We start from the raw sequence: 15,670 nt of genomic DNA, 5'->3' as shown, positions 1-15,670 counted from the left end.
AGCCACAATTCAGTCGTAAGACAGTAGGGTAAAAGTGAGGTTTTTATTGAGATTCTGTGAGTTGCAGTTGCATCCAGACTAAATCCCGCCATTGCCCAAACTTTTGTCCCACTTGTGGCATATAGCCTGTTTGCACAAAGCCCAATTGTTCATGCAGCACAATCGAACCCTTATTTTCACTGTCAATTGCGGCCACCATAATATGCATATTTTGCTGTTTGGCCAGATGAATCAGTTGTTGCATCAGCGCTTTTCCTAGGCCTTGGCGAGCATAACTTGGATCAATAAAAACAGAATGTTCAATGCTTTGGCGATAACCACTGATCGCACGAAACGCGGCGTAATAGGCATAACCAGCCACTTGATGGCTATTCAAGTCTTCGACCACAATCATGGGGAAGTGCTGTTGTTGCATGCCGTGAAAACGTTGCTGATAATCCCCGAGTGAGACAGCCTGATCATTCCAGTTGGCTGTGCCATTTAAAATCTCGTGATTATAAATCGTGAGGATGTGTTCGAGGTCATCTGTTGTGGCAAAGCGAATGCGGAAATGTGCGGCTAAGGTAGAAGCGGCAAGTACGATATTTTCAGACATAAGCAAAGGTCATCAAATTAGACAAAATAAACAGATGGGATGCTGACAGGACAAAAGATCAACTGACATTTATATTCAGGGATGCAAACAAAAACAGCAAGGAAATCCTTGCTGTTTTTTAACATTCTAATCTGATTAGAAGTGGTATTTGATCAAAGCGCTGACATTATTTTCGTCACGGTTTTTCATACCGAACTTGTTATTCCACACCGAATGCTCAACACCTAAATAGAGGCGAGTATCCGGTGAAATGTGTTTACCCACATTCCATTTATATTGGGTAGTCCAGTTCAGTTCACTGGCGTGATCTTTTTCACCAGTAGACCAATCAAGGAAACCATCGACGAGGAAATCTTCATTTGATACTTTAAATGGCAATGCATAAGCAATGGTCATTTGATAGTCATCTGATGTGTTTTCGTTGTTGGCACGGTAGAAGTTCACATTTGCATATTGGAAATATGGAACTGCAAGATCAAAGCCTACGCCGTACAAGAAGTTGTCAAAACTGGAAAAGTCATCATTGTTGCTTTCCCATGTGGTTGAAATCAACACATCTTTAACCGGACCAAAAGCAAGTTTGTGACCTGAAATCTCGCCTAAGCTAAAACGCGGAGAGAGTTCGAAATAAGTCACTTTATGGTCTTCATTACCACGCATACGGTCCATAAAGAAAAACATATCGGCATACTTCACTTTTGCCGCATATTCAACCGTTAAGGTTGTTTGTTTTTCATCAACAACTTCGTAGTTTTCCCCATACAAACCGGTCAGGCTAAAGTCCTGCCAGATTGGCTTTGCCTGAGCGAAAGCTGCTGTAGATACTAATAAACATGCTGCTGTAACTTGCTTCAATTGCATTTAAAAATTTCCCCCCAAAAAGGCGTGTAAAGCATACAAGGTATTAAGCAAAAATAAAGCCAAATTTGACCAAAGGTACAAAATAATTGTAGAGCTCGGGCCAAAAATAAAGTCGTGTAAAGTTAAAGCTGTTTTTGTTTAAGTTTTAATAAAAATGTCAAAAATCAGCTTGCATATTTCTGAGGAAAGACAGATATTGGAACTATAGAAGATCTTCTTACATACTGAAAATCAACAGATGCTAAGCGAGGAGACCACAAGCATTTACATAATCAAAATATACAACTGCACTGAATGACCGCATGCTCAAAGTGTGCTGAATAACAAAGTTTTGTAGCACCGTCTCACAGAAAAGAGAGGAAGATATTTATGAATATTGAAATCCGTACAGATAAAAACATTCAAGGTAGTGAACGTTTAATTAGTTATGTTCGTGCAGAACTTACACAGGAATTCCAACGTTATAGCGAGCGTATTACGCACTTTTCGGTTCATATTAGTGATGAAAACGGGGATAAATCGGGCGATCATGACAAACGTTGTATGATTGAAGCCCGTCCAGCAGGCATGAAACCTGTTGCAGTGACACATAAAGCGCCAAATATTGATCACTCGATTCATGGTGCGATTGATAAATTAAAACGCAGTCTGGAGCATCTTTATGAGAAGAAAGATCATCACCGTGGCGGTTTACCAGAATATGTCGATGCAGATGAAGGTGTCAAAGTAGACGACGAAGCGTAAAAATAAACGCAAAAAAGGCCTTAATCTGAGCTGATCTCAATAATTTGAGCAGTTTGATTAAGCAGCTTTTAAGGACCGAGTTCTGTATATAGGTAGGACTCGGTCCTTTTAATTTAAGCTTGAATTTATTGTGACTCTAATCGTGAATATATTTCTTATGGTTAGCTTTAGATCTTCACTTATTAATTCCAATAAGTATCAAACATTTCTTTAATGCCATCTTCATTCTCCAAATACTTATCAGGGGCTATTTTTAACCCAATACCACTTAAATAGAGTACAGCCTCCCATAGAAGATCCTCTGTTGTAGCAGGATCAAAGAACAATTCGTTGTTGTCCAAGGCATTCATCCTTGTTGCTGCCCACGCTTCAGCTTCCTCTCGACTAATTCTATGATTTAGCACATCGTTGAATACTTTTTGTACATCTAATAAAGTTATTTTCATTCCGACACTGTCCATTCTCATTAAATAAATAATGTGTTATTAGACTAATTTAAGGCTTTTTTTATGCCTGTATCAAATTTCTACATGATTTTTTAGATGGTTTTATAAAATCCTGTCAGGATATTCGGCATAATACATTCATTAAAAAATATTGTGAGAACTGGTCATGTTAAATAAGCAACAGCAGGCCTTGGTGCAAGCCATACAACAACTCGATTTAGACCAAGTGCAATCTTTACTTGCTGAAGGACTCGACCCGAATTTTATTGATCCTGAACAGGGGCCGCCTGTATCGGTGATTTGTGATGGTTTATTCACCTGGTGGGAAGCAATTTGTGAAGCATATGAGGCAGGCCAGCCATTAAGCGAAGAAGAAAAGCAACAATCGCTTCAAGTCTATCTGGATATTTTGGATGCGCTGATTCAGGCCAAAGCCAATTTGCATTTATGGGATGCTGAAGAATTTTATGGCCCGCTTTGGGATGCAGCAAGTTCGGCTTGTGTGCCTGTGGTACAACGTTTACTCGAAGAAAAAGTAGATCCAAATACCCGTGATGAAGAGGGTTTAACCGTTCTATCTTCAATTAGCCAATTATTCTTTGATTGTGAATTTGATGAAATTGATTGGTCAGAATCATTGCCAGAAGAACGTGCAACACTGGAATTGTTACGTCAGCATGGCGCAAAAATGTCAAAAGAGCTAGGCACTTAAGCCCAGCCGATATAACAGAACGAGGAACATGATGAAAATACTTCAAACTTTAAGCGTAGTTGCCGTATCGATGATGGCAAGCAGCGCTTTTGCGGCTGATTTTTCTTTTGACCGTCCCGGTGCCGGTATGGGCACAGGCATTACCCCGGTTGGTAAACTGGCATGGGAACAAAGCTTGCCAAGCGTCAGTTATCAGGAAGGTAATGTCGATGGGGTAAAAGATAAAACCCTGACCTTAAATGGCGATATGTTGTTGCGTACCGGTCTGGCAGATGGCCTGGAATTGCAATTGGGTTGGCAAGGTCCGGTCTGGCAGCAATATAAGCGTGCCGGCATGAAAAAGGAAACCAATGGTTTAGGCGATGTCAGCATTGGTTTGAAAAAAGCCATTGATCTCAAAGATGACCGTTTATCTATGGCTTTGTTGGCAGAAGCCATCATTGCAACCGGTAATGATGAATTTACCAACCATGATGATATTTATAGCCTTACCTCCGCGGTTGCTTATGAATTTAGCGACCTGATCGGGACCTCGATTACCATGCGTTATGAAGCGCAAAACAGTGATTGGGCGGTAACTGCGATTCCAACCATTGACTATAAAATTGCAGGAAAATTATCAGGTTATTCCGAATTTGTTTACCGTAAAGCCGAGAGCCAAGACTATGAGTATGGTTTAGGTACAGGTCTGATTTATGCTTTGAATAATCGCACCCAGCTGGACGCTAGCATTGGGGTTGATCTCAATGGCGACCAGAAAAGCTATAACGGTGGCCTCGGCGTATCGGTCTTATTCTAATAATCATGCTCCTGAATACGCTTAAACTTACTTTTATAGAAGTGCCTAGCAGATTCGGGAGAAAAATAGCGAGATGAGAATGAAAAGCTCTGTTCAAGGTGGAGACGGTTCTTCACTGATGCATTATTTTCTTGGGACCTTATTGTTGTTATGTGGGTCACTGACCTATGCCCAAGAGAATACATCAGCACCCTTACTTAGCCCTGAACAGGCGTTTGCATTTACGGTTGAGTCGACGCAAGCGAATCAGGCACGGTTACACTGGTCGATTCAGCCCAACTACTATCTCTATCAGCATAAATTTGAGGTAAAGCAGGGCAATCAACCGGTTGCCTTGAATTTGCCCAAAGCGGTTGAGCAATATGATGAAAACTATGGTCATAGCCAGGTTTATTATCAACAAGCTGAATTCAGTATCCCGACTCAGGCATCACAACACTACCGCGTGACTTGGCAGGGGTGTGCCAAAGACCGTATTTGCTATCCACCACAAAATATTGAGTTTCAAACCGATGCGGATGGTTTGGTCAGTGCCCAGAATGTCAGCTCCAATACGCAAAAAAGCTTTCTGGACGTGGCCCGTTCATCCAGTGTATTGAATGCACAACAGTCAGCCAGCGATGATGAAGTACAGACTGAAACAGCTGCAGAATCAACCTCACAAGGCAACTCGGGTGTGATGGCCCAAGACCAGAAATGGTCTAGTGCACTGGAACAGCATTCCCTGGCGTATAGCATCTTATTGTTCTTGGGCTTAGGCATTCTGTTGGCTTTTACGCCGTGCTCTCTACCGATGTTACCGATTCTGACCTCGTTGATCGTACGTGACAACAAAGGTGTGAAAGCATGGTCAATTGCGCTGACCTTTGTGGTCAGTATGGCGCTGGTGTATGCGGTCCTCGGTTTAATTGCTTCCGCAGCAGGTTTGAATTTTCAGCGCTGGTTACAGCAACCTGCGACCCTGATTGCATTTAGTTTGCTGTTTGTGGTGTTTGCCCTGAATCTGTTTGGCCTGTTCGAGTTGAAATTGCCCCAGCGTTGGGTCAATCGACTTGATCAGATGCAATCCAATCAAAAAGGCGGTACCTTGGTGGGTGCTAGTGTCATGGGCATGATTTCAGCCTTGCTGGTTGGGCCATGCATGACGGCACCGCTGGCCGGCGTATTACTGTTTATCTCGCAAACGCAGAGCCAATGGCAGGGTGCATTATTACTGTTTACCCTAGGCTTTGGTATGGGTATTCCATTGTTACTTGCCAGTGTTTTGGGGGCCAAAGCTTTACCGAAAGCCGGTGACTGGATGAACCAGATTAAGGTGATCTTTGCCTTCTTGATGCTGGCCCTGAGTCTTTATTTCATTCGTCCTTTATTGCCGGAACTCGCCATTCAAATCCTGAGTTTAGTTCTGGGTCTGGCATTTATTATCTATGCGGTTTATCGCCTGTTTGGGCAGAAATCCAAGTTGCAATGGCTGTATGCGATCTTGCTGATTGTCGTGATTCCGGCCTTGGCTTTTAACCAATACCAGCACATCCAAAGCCTGAGTTCAGTTCAGGCAGACAAGCTGGCTGAATGGCATGTGGCACACACTGCGGACGAGTTTCAGCAGATTCTCGCCCATGCACCGAAAGATCGCGGCATTGTGATTGATGTCTATGCAGACTGGTGCGTGGCTTGTCAGCCAATTGAGCATCGTATTTTAAAAGATGCCGAGGTGCAGCAGGCGTTAGCGAGTTATTATTTAATTAAACTGGATTTAAGCCACTATGATGCATCGCATCAGGCACTTTTAGCACAGTGGGATATTTTAGGTCCACCAACCTATTTATTCCTGAATCAGCAACAACAAGAAGTTCGCTCGCTACGTTTAACGGGTGTATTCCAGAAAGCCGAGCTATTACAACAACTGGCCTTATTTAAAGGAAAAGAATAACAATGTACCAACTCTTTATTGGCAATAAAAACTATTCAACCTGGTCCATGCGTCCGTGGATTTTATTGAAACAGGCGGGCATACCATTTCAGGAGCAGCTGATCCGGTTTGATAGCTTTGAAGCAGATAGCCAGTTTAAAACAGAAATTCTTAAACTGAATCCAACCGGGAAAGTGCCTGCACTTGTGGATGGAGAACTGGTGGTTTGGGATACACTGGCTATTTGTGAATATCTGGCAGAACAACATCCTGAGCATGCCTTATGGCCACAAGATAAAAGCTTGCGTGCCAGAGCGCGCTGTATCAGTGCCGAGATGCATAGTAGCTTTCAGGGATTACGCAATCTTTGTCCCATGAATGTCGAAGCAGACCTGACACATATTGGTCAGCAGCTCTGGTCTGAGCATGCGCAGTTGCGTGCTGATGTGGCCCGTATTGAACAGATCTGGTCACAACGTCCAGGTGACGACAGTTTTTTGTGTGGCGAATTCAGTATTGCAGATGCATTTTACGCGCCGGTGGTGATGCGTTTTGACTGTTATCAACTCCCCATCTCGGCTTCTAGCCAAAGCTATATGCAGAAAATATTGGCTTTACCTTCAGTACAACAATGGATTGCTGAAGCCAAGCAAGAACAGCAGTTTGTGCCTTTTGATGAGCCTTATCGTCAACAGCGGGAAGAATTTTTAAAAGTCTGATTGGGACTCAAGTGAAGGCAAATCAAGGCCTTCACTTTGCTAACGGGTGATCAGGTCAGTAAAGATTCTGACCTGATTACGTCCCACCGCTTTCACCGCATATAGGGCCTGATCTGCCTGACTAATAATCAGATGTGGCTCATCGGCACTGAGTGAACTACTAATACCGAAGCTGGCACTAATACTGAACTCTTGCTTATGTTCGGTAATAAAACGTAATTGAGATATTGCCTGCCGACAGCGCTCTGCAACCTTTTGTGCCTGGGCTGTATGAGTATCGGGCAGCAATAAAATAAACTCCTCCCCGCCAAAACGGCCAATCATATCCTGTTCTCTAAGATGGGTGGTCAGACACTGTGCCACCTGAATCAGCACCTGATCTCCCATGCTATGTCCAAAATAATCATTAATATTTTTAAAATGATCTAAATCGAGCAGCACAATCGAATATTGCTGCTCTGGTTGCTGGTGTAATCTGTCCAGATAACTGCCAATACTGCGCCGGTTCAGGACATTGGTGAGGGGGTCGAGACGGCTCAACATCTGGATAGTCATTTCTCGAGTCCGCCATTGGGTCAGTAAAATTTCAAATAGAAATAAACAGGCCAGCAAGATCGGAACCAGAAAAAACAGCATACTGCCGACCCAGAAGGGATGCATGGCCACCTGATTCAGATGTTGCATGTTAAATAATGGTGCGTAGGTAAGAACCCCGACCATGCTAAGGTAATTACAAAAGAACAGCGCCAGTGTGGCTGGAATCAGGGCGCAATACACCATACGGCGGTCAAATAGCACCAGACCGACACCCACGACACTGACATAGCCCACCATGGTGGCGGGACTAAAGCTGCCGACCAGATAGCTGTTATGGCACAGCATGGCAGTAAAGACCTGCACACTAAGGATCGGGAGGACTTCCTGTGCCCAGTGTTGTTCCCTGAACAGATGGCAGGGAATAATCAACAGGATCAAAACCACCAGCATAATCAGGCTGGTCCATAATTGTGAACGGACCAGCTTGAGATGGACCCATTCTGAATAAACCGGATTCATGAGTACGAAAATGTCCCAGCTGATCCAGAACAGGTTCATTAATGCAGCAAGTATAAGTAATAAAATGCTTTTTTTAAGCATGGTCCAATTGACGACAATATGATGTTCCCAAGAAAGCCGAAAGCCCCATCGTTTTGCGTCAGTTGACCTATTAAAATGAATCTTCACCATTGGCATGCATCCTTTTATGCAATGAGATTCCTAGGAACTGTGTATCCGTCATCAAAATACGGAGGAACGCTTATTCAAATAACAATAGCATCTTTAGAATGAGAAAAAAGTCTGCATCTGGCGGATTTAGTGCAAATCAGGACGGGAAAAATATTTTGAAAAATAAGCTGTTATCAGAATATTCAATCATTTTTATTAGTTGATGACCAAACTGAATCAAGAGTGACAAGGGTCAGCCCAAGCTGACCATTTTTTACACAGATTTTGAGGGTACTTAGTCGCGATCTAAGGCATGTGCAAATTCAGCAAGATCGGCCAAAGCCTGTTTAGCCTCAGGGAACCAGGCATTAAACATCTGGAAGTTATGCCACATGCCGGTATACAGTTTAAAGTTCACTTCGACATCGGCTTTTTCAGCTTTTTCTCTAAAGCGTTTCGAATCATCCAGCAAAATTTCTTTAGAACCGACTTGAACGAGTGTTGGTGGTAAGCCGGTCAGATCATCAAATAATGGTGAAACACGTGGATCATCTGCCTGAATGCCCTCTTTCAGATAATGATTGATACCTGCCTGTAACGCTTCAATCGAGAGCAAGGCATCATGTTTCTGGTTGAAGCGCAGTGATTCACTGGTCAAGGTTAAATCCAGATAAGGCGACATCAGGATCAGACCGCTTGGCATCAGTTCAGGTTGCTGTTTCAGGCGCAAGCACAAGGCCAAGGCGAGGTTGGCACCACAAGAATCCCCCGAGATAATAATATCTTTAGGTTTGATCCCTTGTACCAGCAATGCTTGATAAACATCAAAAATCGCATCAATCGCTTCAGGAAAAGGATGTTCCGGTGCCAGCGGGTAATCAACATGAATTACCTGCATTTGCGTACGTGCCGCAATATCGGTCATCAATGCACGATGAGTATTCAGGCTACCTAAGAAGAAAGCACCGCCGTGAATATGTAAAATCAGTTGTGTTGCCGCAGCTTGCGCTTTAATTTCCTCACCACGAACACCGGCTAAGCGCAACGGTCGAATTTGTACTGTTGGATTGTGTGGAAATAGGCGACAGAGTTGATCCAGTAATGGTCGTAAAGCATTGGGTGCCAGATTAAATTGGCTCGGTGTCCGAATCGTGGCTTTAAGTAAAGATTCAGTAAAATAATATTTCCAAACAGTAGCAAATTTCATAATTTTTCCATATTGTTAGTTGGGTATACCAATAAGAAAGTTCTTGAATATAAGTAGCGCCTAGACCTCATGATAAAAACTGAAAAATTGTGCGCTATGTCACTCTTACGCAGGTTATACCAAATAGTCATAATCAAGAATTGCAATATTGATTGAACTTCTCAATACTTTCAGTTTGAAAGACCCCTTAAGGATATTACAAAAATGAAGAAAATTGCTCTAGCATTTGGATTGCTCGGTTTAACAACTTTTGCCAATGCAGCGGATGCGCTGAATGGCAGTGTTTGGCAAACCATTGATGATGAAACGAAACAGCCGAAGGCGATTGTGAAGTTTACTGAGCAAAAGGATGGAACCCTCACCGCATCTATTCAAAAATATTTAGTGGCAGGTCAGGAAAATGCATGCTCTAAGTGTGAAGGACCTTATCACAACAAACCGCTGAAAGGCGTGACCATCGTACATGGCCTGAAAAATGTAGGCGGTACCAGCTATGATGAAGGTTCGATCATCGATCCTAAAAATGGCAAAACCTATAAGTTAAAAGCTGAAATTCTCGATGGCGGCAAAAAGCTGAAATTACGTGGCTATATTGGCGTTGCAGCTTTAGGTCGTAATCAGACTTGGATTCGTACCAACTAAGCCAGATTTAAATAACAGAAAACCGAGTCTGATGACTCGGTTTTTTTATCGTTGCGATTTATTGGTTTTAAGCGGATAAATCCTGATAGGTTGCTTCATCGAAACCAATCACAAAGCCGTTTGGGGTTTGCAATACAGGACGCTTAATCAGGCTAGGCTGGGCCATCAGTGTTTCAATCAGGTTATGTTCATTGCTGGTCGCGTGTGTTTGCTCGTCCGCAGTTAATTTGCGCCAGGTCGTGCCTTTTTTATTCAGGACTTTATCTGCACCAATTTCTTTCAGCCAGATTGCTAAAGTATCGGCATCAATGCCTTGTTTCTTGTAATCATGGAACTCGTAATTGATGCCTTTTGCCTGTAACGCATCAAAGGCTTTTTTCATTGAATTACAATTTTTAATGCCATAAATTTTAAACATGAGAAAAAACCCTAGAAAGAGTGAAAAATATGGATGAAAGCCTAACGTAAAAAGCAGCTGATGCGCCAGTTGAAATTTTTTATTAAGTTTATCGGTAGAGCGGTTCAATCGTGATGCAATGATCAAAATGCGCATGTTTTTTGAGCAAAATGGCGAATGACACAATAAACAGAAAATATCTAATATCAAAAAAGAGAAAACCCGCATTTAATCTTCCTGATTATGCGGGTCTCATTTCAACGTCCAATGTCTCATCCATGCAAATAAACTTGAATCAAGTTTATTTTATCTTCCTACGGCGTCCTATCCCTTTCTGGTCATCCTGACCGCTTCCCTGTGCCGTGAAGCTATAATGCCGTTCTAGCTGGTAAATAAAAATACACAAAAGCGACAAGTTCTGTAAGCTAAAGAAGCGGTTTAAGTGAACACGTGTTCACTTATTCGTGTATTTTATAGTCGATAATCACCGGTGCATGGTCGCTAAACCATTGTTCTTTATAGACCCATGCATTCGCAGTACGTGCTTTCCAGTCTGGAGAGCAGGCATGATAGTCAATCCGCCACCCGACATTTTTCGCACGCGCCTGACCGCGATTTGACCACCATGAGTACAACTCTGCTTCAGGTCGTACCTCACGGAAGGTGTCCACATAACCCAGCTCGTCATAGATATGATCGAGCCAGGCACGTTCATGCGGCAATACGCCAGATGACTTCTGGTTCCCTGACCAGTTTTTAATATCGATGCGTTTATGCACGATATTGTAGTCCCCACACACGATGATGGATTTATTTTCGTCGCGCCATTGTTTGAGTACTTGCGCGTACTCTTTTAAGAACACGTCTTTGCGTGCCTGTGCTTCATCACCGCTTGATCCTGATGGCAAGTATAACGAGGCAATATGAACGGTTTGTGACAGTCCTAAATCAAATTCAGCCGTAATAAAACGGCCTTGGGTATCGGCCAGTTCAAAACCCAAGCCGTTGGTTACCGAGACGAAAGGCAGGCGACTATAAATGGCTGTGCCTGCATAACCTGCGCGTTCAGCAGGGAATAAGTGGGTGTACCATCCTTCAGGTTTAAATTTATCGGTCCATTGCTCATGGGTAATGCGGCTTTCCTGCATACACACCACATCTGCACCAGACTGTTCCAACCATTCGAGCAGGCCTTTGGTGACAGAAGCACGCAAGCCATTTACGTTAATTGAAACGACTCGAAGAATTTTTACATCACTTGGATAGCTATCCTTTGGTATCATACGTCTGTTTAACCTCAATTGAAGAATTTGGAGCACCTTATATGACAACGCCTGTGTCATTTCATCCGCAAGCTTTTATCGAACTCGCATTATCACGTGGAGTGCTTAAATTTGGTGAGTTTACCTTAAAATCAGGCCGTGTCAGCCCTTATTTCTTTAACGCAGGTTTGCTCAATGATGGTGAAGCACTGTCTTTGTTAGCGCAAGGCTATGCCGACAAACTGGTGCAGTGTGACAATGTCGGTGTGATTTTTGGTCCAGCCTATAAGGGAATTCCTTTTGTGGCAGCAACCGCGGTGGCTTTATCACAGGTTCATGGCAAAAGTGTACCGTGGGGCTTTAACCGTAAAGAAGCCAAAGATCATGGTGAAGGTGGCGTGTTAGTGGGTGCCTCAGTTGCGGGTCAAAAAGTCTGGATCATTGATGATGTGATTACGGCCGGTACTGCGATTCGTGAAGTCGTGACCATTTTGAAAAATGCCGGTGCTGAAATTGCTGGTGTATTGGTTGCACTCGATCGTCAGGAACGTGGTCAAGGTGAGCTTTCTGCGATTCAGGAAGTACAAAAAGAACTCGAAATCCCGGTGCATGCCTTAATTACGATGAAGGACTTGATGGATTATCTGGATGCCAAAGGCGAAAAAGACGCTTTGGCCAATATGCAGGCTTATCGTGAAAAATATGGCATCTAAGTTTTAGCTGTAAAAGAAAAGGAAGCGAAGGCTTCCTTTTTTATGATTGGGTGTGAGGTGGGAAAATACAATTAATCTATTTGGGTTAAAGAAACAGTGTTTTGTAGTTGTGCGCTATTTTCATAATGTTCAATCGCTAATTCTATTAAACGGGTAATCAGCTCAGAATAATTTAGTCCGCTCGCTTCCCATAGCTTTGGAAACATACTGATATTGGTAAAGCCAGGTAAAGTATTTATTTCATTGATAAATATCTCTCCATTTTTTGTTAAAAAAACATCAACCCTTGCCAGTCCTGTACACTCTAAAACTTCATAAGCTTTAATTGATATCTCTCTAATTTTTTCGCTAATTGCATCTGCTATGTTTGCGGGGATGGTTACTGTTGCCCCTTTGTCATTAATATATTTTGTGTCGTAAGAATAGAAGCTATCTTCCAACTCAATTTCTCCACAAACGCTTGCTAAAGGTTCGTCATTACCGATAACGGCACATTCTATTTCCCTGCCATCAATCCCTTGTTCAATCAATATTTTATTGTCGTAATTGAATGCCGTATCTAAGGCCGCCTCAAATTCATCTCGGGAAGTGACTTTACTGACACCCACAGAAGATCCCTGATTGGCCGGTTTTACAAATAAGGGGTAGCCAAGCTGAGCGCTTGCCGTGTCAAAATTAATTGTATTTCTCTCTTTTTTCGTTAATTTGATAAATGGTGCGATATTTAAACCTGCATCTCTTAATAATCTTTTTGTTATATCTTTATCCATACACATCGCGGAACTGAGTACTTGAGAGCCAACGAACGGTAAATTCACCATTCTTAGTAAGCCTTGCAAAGAACCATCTTCTCCCAGTGTTCCATGAACGATAGGAAAAATGACATCCAGTTGAGATAGGGTCTTGTTTTGAAACTCTATAATCTGCTGCTCATTTTTTCCTGGAATAAATGCGATATTTCGTCCTGATTGATGTAGTGAAATCAGTGAGGGATTATCTGAGTTTAATAGAAAATGAGTACTTTCATTGAGATGCCATATTCCATTTTTATCGATACCGATCAAGGTCACATCAAATTTTTCTTTATCTATCGCATCCACGATATTTCTTGCAGATTGTAGAGATACTTCATGTTCGGTTGATCTTCCTCCAAATATAATCCCAATATTCTTTTTCTGCATATCAATATTTCCTTGAGTATTTGTACAGTTTTTGACTTGAAACTAGAGCTTAATTTACCGCTTAACGATGTAACATTATGATGAATATTTGTGACATGTAGCGAAATTTATTTGAAGATAAAGGGAAGGGCGGTTGTAGAATAAATGGGTTACTGTTTGCTATGACTCTGTTTTTCTTTATTTATATAGCCATTAAAGTTCAATAATATTTTGATAAAGAATTAGAAATATTTAGTTTATTCTAAAGAAACAGCCTGGCCTGAATTCAAAGATATTTTGTCCTGTTGCTCATTAATCCTAACCACAGTGAGAGAAAATATCTGTGAAAAACAAGAGTGAGCAGATAAATCCTGGTGTGAAGCTTATAAAAGGATATTTCACTTCTCAAAATGAATCCCAGCTCATTTCTGAGTGGCTTGATTCGCATTTTCATGATTCTTTGGGGATTACTGCTTTTTTGGATCAGACACAAACAATTGATGCACCGTGGCAACTGTTACGATTATATGATTTAAGTGAGATAGATGCCCTTTTGGGGGTCGCCGTGGTTTTGCCAGGCGGTACTTGCTTTTGGTTGCCTCAGGAGCAGAGCTCCTCCGCTGCATTACTTTGTTCAGAGATCCTGAAATTTCAACCCCGTCGTATTGTTACCACGTTGTTTGGACGAGATCTATTACATTCTAGGTTAGGGCATGGGCATGGGCATGGGCATCAAGCGAGTATATTACGAGAGTATGATCAGTGGATTATGGTTTGTACACGCCGTTTCCCACAGGCAAATGGGCGTCTAGCAATTGCAGCCGACATTCCTCGTCTTATGGAATATCAGCATCTATACAATCAAGAACGCTCGGTGGATGAAAGATCGGATTGGGAGACACTGGTTCAGCAAGCTAAGCTTGCTGTTCATGAAGTCGATAGTCAAATTGTCGCTATCGTCCGATTTGGGATTGAAAGTAGCCGTTTAGTCAGTATAGGCGGAACCTATACTTTTCTTGAATATCGTCGACAAGGCTATGCCACCCGTGTACTCGAGTTCGCAGTTAATCAAATTATTAAAAGTGGGCGTATCGCATACCTGATTGTCGATAAAGATAATGACCCTGCGATACAGCTTTATGAACACATGGATTTTGAAAAAATTGGTTCATCTTATGTCGGTTATTTAGCATATTCATAAAAACTAAATATTTGGTCTAACCTTGCCTAAAGATCTTTAATATAAGAAAACCTTGATTTAATACACTGAGGGCAATCAAGTGCTCACCCGGGATTTTCACAGTGCCTGCAATCTATGATGAGCCACGCTTAATAGCAGAGACAAGCATTTCTTTGCCACTATTTTTTTCCATGGCTCAAAACTTTGAACGGATCAGAATGGTTTTAACATAAATCATTTGGTTGATGTCAGCAGCAGAAATGTCTTTAAAAGGCTAATGAGAAAAAGAGGTCACAACATTACAGGATCATCATTTTTATTTAACATTATGAGTTGTTTTTACAATTTATTACTCGATAATTTTATAGCTATAAAAAAACCTAAACTGTAACTCTAAATAAAAACAACGTTACGCAAATATAAAAAAATGAAATATTTTATTTTTTTCTGACCCTTATTGTTAAATAAAAAATTAAAAAATGTATATTTCTATTGTAAACGTATCGTCACTTTATTATTTCAATCAAAAAATAAAAAGAACAAGTTTGATGGCATTTTTGACAGTCCCTGAATAGGCCCTTTATAGTGGGTGAAAATTATACTATCTGAGTTTTTAATAAATAATGAGATTTTTTTACGTTGTATTGACCATCCATAACTAATCAAAAGTAAGAGGTTTGAATGAAAAAAAACAATCCAAGATCTGGTGTTCTGTATGCCATCTATATGCTGTTGAACCCGCTTCCCTTTGGCTTTTTTGCTGCAGGTTGGATTTTTGATATTTTTTATAATCAGAGTGCCGAAGTATTATGGGCGAAGGCTGCCGCATGGTGTATTACATTCGGATTGCTGATCTGTATTATTCCACGCTTGATCAATTTGTTTTATGTCTGGTTTAGGCCCGTTGTTGAGCAAAGAAAAGCTGATATTGTCGGCTTTTGGCTCTATGGTTTTGCCATTATTGCAGCGACCTTCAATGCCTTTGTGCATAGTCGTGATGCCTTTGCCATCGCGCCGGAAAACCTTATTTTGTCGACCCTGACTATTGTCCTGATTGCACTGCATTATTTATATCAATCCACCCATATCCACAACAGACTGATTGGAGAATAAAC

17 protein-coding genes are annotated in these 15,670 nt (G+C 41.7%); 9 read left to right on the top strand and 8 right to left on the bottom strand.

The window, feature by feature from the left end; all coding sequences use genetic code 11:
• Positions 1-43 precede the first annotated feature (43 nt).
• Entirely contained in the window at positions 44-595 is a 552-nt protein-coding gene (locus MSG93_RS07745; RefSeq protein ID WP_324621255.1) for a GNAT family N-acetyltransferase, read from the bottom strand.
• Between the two features lie 135 nt (positions 596-730).
• Positions 731-1,456, bottom strand: a complete 726-nt coding sequence (locus MSG93_RS07740) for an outer membrane protein OmpK (protein ID WP_324621253.1) — start codon at positions 1,454-1,456, stop codon at positions 731-733.
• A 369-nt stretch (positions 1,457-1,825) separates the two neighbouring features.
• Between MSG93_RS07740 and MSG93_RS07735 the strand changes: the two genes are divergently transcribed.
• Complete coding sequence (locus MSG93_RS07735; RefSeq protein ID WP_005227968.1) at positions 1,826-2,200, top strand: HPF/RaiA family ribosome-associated protein; 375 nt, start codon at positions 1,826-1,828, stop codon at positions 2,198-2,200.
• 182 nt (positions 2,201-2,382) lie between these two features.
• Here the strand turns inward: MSG93_RS07735 and MSG93_RS07730 are convergent, their stop codons facing one another.
• On the bottom strand, positions 2,383-2,646 hold the full coding sequence (locus tag MSG93_RS07730; protein ID WP_324621252.1) for a hypothetical protein: 264 nt from the start codon (positions 2,644-2,646) through the stop codon (positions 2,383-2,385).
• Between the two features lie 166 nt (positions 2,647-2,812).
• On the opposite strand from MSG93_RS07730, the gene MSG93_RS07725 reads away from it, so the two are divergent.
• The 4 genes from MSG93_RS07725 to MSG93_RS07710 all read left to right on the top strand — a co-directional run bounded on the left by MSG93_RS07725 (position 2,813) and on the right by MSG93_RS07710 (position 6,788).
• Positions 2,813-3,358, top strand: a complete 546-nt coding sequence (locus MSG93_RS07725) for an ankyrin repeat domain-containing protein (protein WP_324621251.1) — start codon at positions 2,813-2,815, stop codon at positions 3,356-3,358.
• 31 nt (positions 3,359-3,389) lie between these two features.
• A complete protein-coding gene (locus tag MSG93_RS07720; RefSeq protein WP_324621250.1) occupies positions 3,390-4,157 on the top strand; it encodes a transporter in 768 nt (255 codons plus the stop codon).
• A 79-nt stretch (positions 4,158-4,236) separates the two neighbouring features.
• Positions 4,237-6,090, top strand: a complete 1,854-nt coding sequence (gene dsbD, locus MSG93_RS07715; protein ID WP_324621248.1) for a protein-disulfide reductase DsbD — start codon at positions 4,237-4,239, stop codon at positions 6,088-6,090.
• 2 nt (positions 6,091-6,092) lie between these two features.
• Positions 6,093-6,788 (top strand): glutathione S-transferase family protein, encoded by a 696-nt coding sequence (locus MSG93_RS07710; RefSeq protein WP_324621246.1) that lies wholly within the window; start codon positions 6,093-6,095, stop codon positions 6,786-6,788.
• A 39-nt stretch (positions 6,789-6,827) separates the two neighbouring features.
• Here MSG93_RS07710 and MSG93_RS07705 read toward each other — a convergent pair whose 3' ends face one another.
• Both MSG93_RS07705 and MSG93_RS07700 read right to left on the bottom strand, forming a co-directional pair.
• On the bottom strand, positions 6,828-8,015 hold the full coding sequence (locus MSG93_RS07705; protein ID WP_324621245.1) for a GGDEF domain-containing protein: 1,188 nt from the start codon (positions 8,013-8,015) through the stop codon (positions 6,828-6,830).
• A gap of 274 nt (positions 8,016-8,289) precedes the next feature.
• Positions 8,290-9,201 carry an alpha/beta hydrolase gene (locus MSG93_RS07700; RefSeq protein WP_005227960.1) on the bottom strand — a complete coding sequence of 304 codons (912 nt, stop codon included), beginning with the start codon at positions 9,199-9,201 and terminating at the stop codon, positions 8,290-8,292.
• A gap of 204 nt (positions 9,202-9,405) precedes the next feature.
• On the opposite strand from MSG93_RS07700, the gene MSG93_RS07695 reads away from it, so the two are divergent.
• Positions 9,406-9,843, top strand: coding sequence for a DUF2147 domain-containing protein (locus MSG93_RS07695; protein WP_005227959.1), 438 nt, complete (start codon positions 9,406-9,408; stop codon positions 9,841-9,843).
• Positions 9,844-9,910: 67 nt separating this feature from the next.
• Here MSG93_RS07695 and MSG93_RS07690 read toward each other — a convergent pair whose 3' ends face one another.
• Positions 9,911-10,261, bottom strand: coding sequence for an arsenate reductase (locus tag MSG93_RS07690; protein WP_032868428.1), 351 nt, complete (start codon positions 10,259-10,261; stop codon positions 9,911-9,913).
• 437 nt (positions 10,262-10,698) lie between these two features.
• Positions 10,699-11,523, bottom strand: coding sequence for an exodeoxyribonuclease III (locus MSG93_RS07685; RefSeq protein WP_324621243.1), 825 nt, complete (start codon positions 11,521-11,523; stop codon positions 10,699-10,701).
• 41 nt (positions 11,524-11,564) lie between these two features.
• On the opposite strand from MSG93_RS07685, the gene pyrE reads away from it, so the two are divergent.
• Positions 11,565-12,215, top strand: a complete 651-nt coding sequence (gene pyrE, locus MSG93_RS07680; RefSeq protein WP_005209496.1) for an orotate phosphoribosyltransferase — start codon at positions 11,565-11,567, stop codon at positions 12,213-12,215.
• A gap of 71 nt (positions 12,216-12,286) precedes the next feature.
• Here pyrE and ddlA read toward each other — a convergent pair whose 3' ends face one another.
• Positions 12,287-13,396, bottom strand: a complete 1,110-nt coding sequence (gene ddlA, locus MSG93_RS07675; RefSeq protein ID WP_324621239.1) for a D-alanine--D-alanine ligase — start codon at positions 13,394-13,396, stop codon at positions 12,287-12,289.
• A gap of 322 nt (positions 13,397-13,718) precedes the next feature.
• Here ddlA and MSG93_RS07670 point away from each other — a divergent pair, with 322 nt between their 5' ends.
• Positions 13,719-14,576, top strand: a complete 858-nt coding sequence (locus tag MSG93_RS07670; RefSeq protein ID WP_324621237.1) for a GNAT family N-acetyltransferase — start codon at positions 13,719-13,721, stop codon at positions 14,574-14,576.
• Between the two features lie 660 nt (positions 14,577-15,236).
• Complete coding sequence (locus MSG93_RS07665) at positions 15,237-15,668, top strand: hypothetical protein (protein WP_005282377.1); 432 nt, start codon at positions 15,237-15,239, stop codon at positions 15,666-15,668.
• The last annotated feature ends 2 nt before the right edge of the window (positions 15,669-15,670 follow it).

The organism is Acinetobacter sp. IK40 (genome assembly GCF_035615075.1).
GTDB classification, from domain to species: domain Bacteria; phylum Pseudomonadota; class Gammaproteobacteria; order Pseudomonadales; family Moraxellaceae; genus Acinetobacter; species Acinetobacter courvalinii.
Note: the sequence above shows the minus strand (reverse complement) of the source record. Positions and strands in the feature narration are given on the sequence as shown.

Coding starts and splice junctions, on each gene's coding strand:
- MSG93_RS07745 (WP_324621255.1), bottom strand. CDS start 595: ATGTCTGAAAATATCGTACTTGCCGCTTCTACCTTAGCCGCACATTTC.
- MSG93_RS07740 (WP_324621253.1), bottom strand. CDS start 1,456: ATGCAATTGAAGCAAGTTACAGCAGCATGTTTATTAGTATCTACAGCA.
- MSG93_RS07735 (WP_005227968.1), top strand. CDS start 1,826: ATGAATATTGAAATCCGTACAGATAAAAACATTCAAGGTAGTGAACGT.
- MSG93_RS07730 (WP_324621252.1), bottom strand. CDS start 2,646: ATGAAAATAACTTTATTAGATGTACAAAAAGTATTCAACGATGTGCTA.
- MSG93_RS07725 (WP_324621251.1), top strand. CDS start 2,813: ATGTTAAATAAGCAACAGCAGGCCTTGGTGCAAGCCATACAACAACTC.
- MSG93_RS07720 (WP_324621250.1), top strand. CDS start 3,390: ATGAAAATACTTCAAACTTTAAGCGTAGTTGCCGTATCGATGATGGCA.
- dsbD (WP_324621248.1), top strand. CDS start 4,237: ATGAAAAGCTCTGTTCAAGGTGGAGACGGTTCTTCACTGATGCATTAT.
- MSG93_RS07710 (WP_324621246.1), top strand. CDS start 6,093: ATGTACCAACTCTTTATTGGCAATAAAAACTATTCAACCTGGTCCATG.
- MSG93_RS07705 (WP_324621245.1), bottom strand. CDS start 8,015: ATGGTGAAGATTCATTTTAATAGGTCAACTGACGCAAAACGATGGGGC.
- MSG93_RS07700 (WP_005227960.1), bottom strand. CDS start 9,201: ATGAAATTTGCTACTGTTTGGAAATATTATTTTACTGAATCTTTACTT.
- MSG93_RS07695 (WP_005227959.1), top strand. CDS start 9,406: ATGAAGAAAATTGCTCTAGCATTTGGATTGCTCGGTTTAACAACTTTT.
- MSG93_RS07690 (WP_032868428.1), bottom strand. CDS start 10,261: ATGTTTAAAATTTATGGCATTAAAAATTGTAATTCAATGAAAAAAGCC.
- MSG93_RS07685 (WP_324621243.1), bottom strand. CDS start 11,523: ATGATACCAAAGGATAGCTATCCAAGTGATGTAAAAATTCTTCGAGTC.
- pyrE (WP_005209496.1), top strand. CDS start 11,565: ATGACAACGCCTGTGTCATTTCATCCGCAAGCTTTTATCGAACTCGCA.
- ddlA (WP_324621239.1), bottom strand. CDS start 13,396: ATGCAGAAAAAGAATATTGGGATTATATTTGGAGGAAGATCAACCGAA.
- MSG93_RS07665 (WP_005282377.1), top strand. CDS start 15,237: ATGAAAAAAAACAATCCAAGATCTGGTGTTCTGTATGCCATCTATATG.